This is a genomic window from Carnobacterium sp. (assembly GCF_049673005.1).
GTDB lineage: Bacteria > Bacillota > Bacilli > Lactobacillales > Carnobacteriaceae > Carnobacterium_A.
Map to the genome: position 1 here is coordinate 1 of NZ_JBATXB010000020.1, position 5,934 is coordinate 5,934.

Genomic DNA, 5,934 nt, shown 5'->3' on the forward strand with positions numbered 1-5,934 from the left:
TTTCCTCTGGAACACTGATTACCTTGGGAACAGCTAACTTAGTTTGAATTAGTGACGTTTGTTGCTCTGCAAAGGAATGGTTTCGTTTAATAACATTATGAGATGATGGCATCTTGTTCTCCTCTTCTCAAATAAACTTCGCCTTTCTCATCCAGCATACGGATAACGGAAACGATTCGTTGTTGTGCTTCTTCTACAGCTGACAAACGTGAAGGTCCCATGAATTGTAGATCTTCTTTGAGTGTTTCAACTGCACGTTCAGATAGATTCGCATAGATAAATTCTTTGATTTCATCTGATCCACCTTTAAGCGCCAACGCCAAGTCATCATTGTTAATTTCTCTAAGAACTTTTTGAACATCTCCTCTTTCAAGAGTTGTGATGTCTTCAAAGGTGAATAGGCTCGCTTTAACTTCTTCAGCCAATTCGGGTTGTTTTTCTTCTAAGACGCCGATAATGTTTTTCTCTGTACTTCTGCCAACTGAATTAAGGATTTCAACCAATGTCTTAACTCCACCAACGGTTTCCATATCATTTTCAATGTAATTCGAAAATTTATTTTCAATGACTTTTTCAATCTTCTCAATAATTGCTGGCGAGGTACTCGTAATTGTTCCAATTCTTTCTGCAATTTCTGATTGCAAATGCAGTGGAAACTGAGATAAAATCAACGCTGCTTTATCCGGTTGCATGTAGCACAAAATTAACGCAACTGTTTGAGGTTGTTCATTCAGCAATAAGTTCGTTAGTTGTTGCGGATCAGCTTTTCTAGCAATATTAAATGGTCGCTCACGTAATTGTATTTGGTTTAACATATCGATAACTTCTTTTGCTCTTTGAGGGCCGATAGCCATATTCAATAAGTTTTTAGCGTAATCAATTCCACCATCAATCATGTATTCTCTCGCTTGAGTCAATTCAATAAACTCATTCACAATGGCATCGCGTTCTTCTGGTTTCACATAATCAATATTCGCAATTTCATAACTGACTTTTTGAATGTAATGATCCGGCAAAGTTTTCATAATTTTCGCTGCCGTTTCAGACCCTAAGGAAATCAATAAGATTGCCGATTTTTTTATACCATCCATTTCTTGCACATTAGCCACCTACTCGTCTTTCATCCATATTTTGATCAAATCTGCAGAAGCTTCTGGATTTTCTTTCGCATATTCTCTGGCTGCTTTTTCCTTAACAGACATCGCTTGATTTAACTCTTCTGTTAATTCAGCTGCTTCTCTATCATTTTTCTCCATTCGTTCACGTTTAGATAACTTTTCTTGTTTGTCTTTTAGTTTTTGTAAACGAATAGCGTCTAGTTCACTCGCTAACGTATCATCTGTTTTATCTTCTTCTGGTTCTTCAAAATCTAACTCATCGTCGTTCCTATTTTTTGATTTCCTTAAAACTACTGTTAATAAGATAATCAATAAAAGAAGAATGCCTAATCCACCTGCTAGATATGGCCAATCTCTTAGTAACGTTTCTTTAATGGTATTGCCGATAATCTCTTGAGGAGTTTCTGGAATAATCTCTTCATCATTATTTGCAAATTCCATTCCTTGAACCGTAAGTTGATCGTTGCGTTCTTCGACAAAGCCAATTGTCATCTTAACGATTTCTAAAACTTGATCTTCTTCTGCTTTACTCAATGTTTTATTCAATATAATAGAAGTTGATAATTGATTCAGTGAACCTGGCGCTTGGGCTGTACTCGTTGTTTCTGTATCTAGTTCATAGTTCGCTGTTCGGTCATAAGAAGAACTTGCTCCGCCTTCACCTTCAACAATTTCATTTACTACGTTATCTGTCCCAGTTCCGCCAGCAACATCAATCGTTCCACCACTAGCAGAAACCGTTTCACTTCTCAAAACTGGTTCATCTGAATACGTCACGCGTTCTTTTTGAACAGAGTCAAAGTTCAAATCTGCGCTCACAGCAACATTGACATTTTCTTCTCCAAAAATTGGACCTAACGTTTCTGCTAATTTCACTTCTAATTCTTGTTCATAACGGTTTTTAATCGCTTGGTACTTGCTTACCATATCGGTAGCGTTTAAACTCGCGTCGTCTTCTAAAGCGGCACTTAACAAGTTGCCTTTTGTATCCACTATTTTAATGTTTTCTTTTGGTAAATTCTCAACCGCACCAGCAATTAATGACGCAATCCCTTGAACAGCTGAGTTATCCGGTATTTGACCGTTACTTGTCGTTAAGACTACAGAAGCCGATGCTTTGGCTTGATCTTCTTGACTAGTAAAGACACTTTCTTTTGGCATAGACAATAAGACTTTAGCTGTTTCAATCGAATCTAACGCAGAAATAGACCGCTCTAGTTCCCCAGTCACTGCCCGTTGATACATAATTTTTCGGTCTTCATCTGTTGCCATCATGCTCGTCGTATCAAAAATTTCAAAGCCGGTCGAATTTTGTGGCAATAAGTCGTTAACGGCTAATTCGATTCTATATGTATCGACTTGTTCTTTATCCACTAAGATGGTCGTTCCGTTATCCTCTAATTTATATTTCACTTTTTTTGTTTTCAAATCATTTACGATTGTCCCTGCATCTGTTTCTTCTAAGTTAGAAAACAAAGTCGCGTATTCTACTTTTTGTGTGTAGTAGGTTACACCGATTACGGTTGATGCAATTAAAATCAATAAGATAACTAAGCTGCTACGCTTTTGTCTACTTAGACCAGACCAACCTTCTTTGATTCCATTCATTGTGTTTTGAACATTTCCCATTAGTGCTGTAGCTCCCTTAATCACTCATTAAAATTGCATATTTTTTACTTCGTTGTACGCTTCTAAAACTTTGTTTCTCATTTGCAAGGCTAAATCTAAGGTTAATTGAGCTTCTGATGTGCGAATCATGACCGTATGTAAGTTATCGGCATCTCCTGCTACAAGACCTTGAACAGCTTGATCGGCTGCCAATTGTTTATCATTTAAATTCACCATTGCTTGTTCAACCATCCCTGAAAACGATCCGGATTCAGGTGCTTCTTGCACTTTAATTCCTTGTGTAGCAGGTTGACTCACACCCGTTAATAAACTAGTTGCTAGTTTTTCTATGTTCACTTACATTCTCCTCTACGATCATCGATTTTTTAATTTGTTCTAATTTCTAAAGCTTTTTTCAACATTTCTTTACTGGCATTCATCGCTGTAACGTTTGCATCGTAGCTGCGTTGTGCTGTAATCATGTCAATCATCTCATCTGCCATATTGACGTTTGACAATTGTAAGTACCCATTCTCATCCGCATCTGGATGTGTCGGATTGTACTCCATCACTATTCCATCCTCGTTTTCTGCTATCTCTGTTGCTTTTACGCCAAAACTTTTTTTCTCTACATTTCCTGTTAAAGAAGATTTGACGTGTTTAAGACTTTCTTCAAAAAGCACTTCTTTTTTTATGTAAGCTCCGCCGTCTTCTGTTCGTGTGGTATTAATATTGGCAATATTAGTCGAAATGGTATCTAGTTTTAATCTTTCTAAACCTAAACCACTCGCGTTAATATGTAAGGAATTAAAAATCGACATTGTTTCGTCCTCCAGATTTTCTTATCATTTTGTGATGGCGCTATGAATCATAGAATACTTGGCATTTAGTTGGGTGATAAGTGCATTATACTGAATCGATGTCGCAGCTTCATCGGTCATTTCCATATCAATATCTACATTATTTCCGTTTTCTTTCACGATAGAATTTGTGCGTTTCGTTACAACGGCTGTAACTTCATCCGGATTGCCAATCCCTATATGTCGAACGTTCGTTTTTCTCATTCCGATTCCTTCATAGGCTTTTTCTAGTCTATTTTCAAAATCAACTTTATTGACTTTGTAGTCAGGTGTATTCACATTCGCAATATTACTTGAAATCATTTGTTGTCTTAACTCTGTAGCGTCAAGGGCATTCTTAATTAAATTATACGCAGAATTACTCATTTAATATCCTTTCTTCTTAAATTTTTTTGTTGGTTGTATGAAATTTAATTTATATAACATGTATATTCACCGAGAAAAACACGAGTGTTATTAATGAATATTAGGATAACGTGTGGCTTTTTGAATATATATTATTTTTCTCTCCACGAACGTTAGTATAACTGAATTCAAATCATTGAGCAATAACTTTAGTTTGTTTATTTTTCAAATGTTTTTCATCTATTTTGTTGATATAAAAAAAAGACTTGACATTAGTTTGCAAAGCAAACTGTTGCCAAGCCTTTAAATACTATAAAACGCTTACTTTCCAAAAAAAGAAAAAATCTTTACTCTTATAAAAAAGCAAAGATAACACTGTTAATTCAAGGTTTAAAAAAAGCGTCTTTTTTTTAACGAAATGTGTCTAAAATCCGACAATTTTTCGTTTAAATTTCAATCCACGTATCTCGAAGTTCTTCTAAAGATTCCCGAACTTGTTTTATACTCTCAGGGTCTTTAGTGCTGTTCGCTTTAATTAGCTCTGTCATAAAATAATTATACAATTGGTTAAGATTTTCAGCAACTTCTCCACCATTTTCAAAATCTAAGGTTACCATTAGTTCTTGTATGATGTCTTGCGCTTTAATTAAAGCGTTGCTTGTTTGTTCAATTTTCTTTTCCACAGCAGAAAGTTCAGCTAACTTTAAGTTCTTGATAGCACCTTCGTACAACATGATAACTAATTTCTTAGGTGTCGCATTTAGAATTTGGTTTTGCTTATATACATTTTGTACATTTCTATAACTCACTTAGCCATTCTCCTTTTTCTATATTTAGTCTTACCTATGTAATGACCATCTAAGATAAATTTCCGATTATAGATGATCACTGATTTTTTATAAGCCTTTATCAACAAACAGTGGTTCACGTTTCACTGAGACGTAATTGTCACGGACTTTATTTTTTTGATTAATTTGTTTCATCTGAGACATCACTACTAACCTTTCGTTGCCGATACTGGTCAAGATCATTTGTTGGATTCGTAAAATATCCGCTTGTTTTTCGTTTTCGGTTTCAGTATAAGGTAAAAACTCGTTCGTTGCTACTTGTTTATGCATTTCTTTCCACTGTATTAAATTTTCTTGATTCTTTTCAGTAATTTTTAGAGCTTCTTCAGTCGTCCCATCCCAGGAGATTAGTAATTGCCAGATTGTATCCAATACATTAGAGCGCAACTCATTCCATTCATAACTTTTTGTCATTTTCTACCCTCTTTTCTAGAACTATTTAGAGCTTGGCGGGTTGAATTGACTCGCTAAATAAGCCATTTGAGATTCCGCTTGCATCATGACGGTATCTAAACGCGTAAACATCGCGATATAATTTGACCGTTTTTTTTCTAAGCGTTCATTAAAACTGGTAATACTTTTGCTAATGTCTTTCATTTCTTTATCAAACGTATTCGATTTATTTGTTATGATACCCGTTTTTTCAGAAATATAGCTATCAATCAACGAACGCATTTTTTGAGCCATACCATTTTCTTCATTGATTTTAACTGCGGGTTCGCCTTCAATACCTGGTTCAGTCTTATCAGGAGTAAAGAACAGATTTTTCACAGCTGTTGGGTCATTAGCCAATGCTTCTTTTAATTTTTTTGTATCTAATGTAGCTTTTCCTTCGCGATCAACGGTTATACCTACGTCCTTCATATTTTTCACAGACGTACTGCCATTATTCACATTAGCCGTCATTAACGAACGAAGACCCGTTTCCAATCGCATTAATGAACTATCACCAACTAAAGCACCTGTTTTATTTTTCTCTGCAGAGGGATCACCAACACTTAGTTGTTCTCCTATAAACGTTAAAATAGAGTTGTATTGGTCTACAACATCTTGGATCACTTTCTCGGTTTTAGCCGTATCTTCTTTTACCGTTATAGTCATTGGTTTATCTGCTTCAGTGAGTGCTTTAAGTGTTAGTGTAACACCATCAATTGC

At 35.6% G+C, this 5,934-nt stretch carries 8 protein-coding genes; all 8 read right to left on the reverse strand.

Annotated features, from left to right (window positions below; genetic code table 11):
• Nucleotides 1-95: 95 nt before the first annotated feature.
• Nucleotides 96-1,091, reverse strand: a complete 996-nt coding sequence (fliG, locus tag WBF61_RS01980; protein WP_424253461.1) for a flagellar motor switch protein FliG — start codon at nt 1,089-1,091, stop codon at nt 96-98.
• A gap of 18 nt (nt 1,092-1,109) precedes the next feature.
• Nucleotides 1,110-2,747, reverse strand: a complete 1,638-nt coding sequence (gene fliF, locus WBF61_RS01985) for a flagellar basal-body MS-ring/collar protein FliF (RefSeq protein ID WP_424253452.1) — start codon at nt 2,745-2,747, stop codon at nt 1,110-1,112.
• Nucleotides 2,748-2,774: 27 nt separating this feature from the next.
• Complete coding sequence (fliE, locus tag WBF61_RS01990) at nt 2,775-3,083, reverse strand: flagellar hook-basal body complex protein FliE (protein WP_424253453.1); 309 nt, start codon at nt 3,081-3,083, stop codon at nt 2,775-2,777.
• Nucleotides 3,084-3,112: 29 nt separating this feature from the next.
• Nucleotides 3,113-3,547: a flagellar basal body rod protein FlgC gene (gene flgC / locus WBF61_RS01995; protein WP_424253454.1), complete on the reverse strand. Its 435-nt coding sequence runs from the start codon at nt 3,545-3,547 to the stop codon at nt 3,113-3,115.
• Nucleotides 3,548-3,571: 24 nt separating this feature from the next.
• Nucleotides 3,572-3,952: a flagellar basal body rod protein FlgB gene (gene flgB, locus WBF61_RS02000; RefSeq protein WP_424253455.1), complete on the reverse strand. Its 381-nt coding sequence runs from the start codon at nt 3,950-3,952 to the stop codon at nt 3,572-3,574.
• A gap of 425 nt (nt 3,953-4,377) precedes the next feature.
• Entirely contained in the window at nt 4,378-4,740 is a 363-nt protein-coding gene (fliS, locus tag WBF61_RS02005; protein ID WP_424253457.1) for a flagellar export chaperone FliS, read from the reverse strand.
• Nucleotides 4,741-4,827: 87 nt separating this feature from the next.
• Nucleotides 4,828-5,193 (reverse strand): flagellar cap protein, encoded by a 366-nt coding sequence (locus WBF61_RS02010; protein ID WP_424253458.1) that lies wholly within the window; start codon nt 5,191-5,193, stop codon nt 4,828-4,830.
• Between the two features lie 21 nt (nt 5,194-5,214).
• Nucleotides 5,215-5,934, reverse strand: a 720-nt coding sequence (fliD, locus tag WBF61_RS02015; protein ID WP_424253460.1) for a flagellar filament capping protein FliD, incomplete at its 5' end; no start/stop codon positions are given.